This window comes from Jeotgalibacillus marinus, assembly GCF_040801915.1.
Lineage (GTDB): Bacteria > Bacillota > Bacilli > Bacillales > Jeotgalibacillaceae > Jeotgalibacillus > Jeotgalibacillus marinus.
Genome location: NZ_JBFMIA010000372.1, coordinates 1 through 217, shown reverse-complemented (window position 1 = coordinate 217; position 217 = coordinate 1). Strand labels below are relative to the sequence as shown.

General features: G+C 42.4%; 1 protein-coding gene. It reads left to right on the top strand.

The genetic code is table 11. The features are described from left to right. Positions 1–217 (top strand): P-type ATPase actuator domain-containing protein (locus tag AB1471_RS18215; protein ID WP_367781116.1); only part of this gene is annotated, 217 nt, incomplete at both ends.

Genomic DNA, 217 nt, shown 5'->3' with positions numbered 1-217 from the left:
CCTTATTATTTTTGGGGTTCAGCTTATTCGTGACGGCATCGGTTTTGAGCCTATCTTAAACTCCTTTATGATTGCTATCTCACTTGCAGTTGCGGCTATTCCTGAAGGACTTGCTACTGTTGTGACTATTGTTCTTTCCATAGGTGTTACCAATATGTCAAAGCGCAACGCTATCATTCGTAAGCTTACGGCTGTTGAAACTCTTGGCTGTACACAG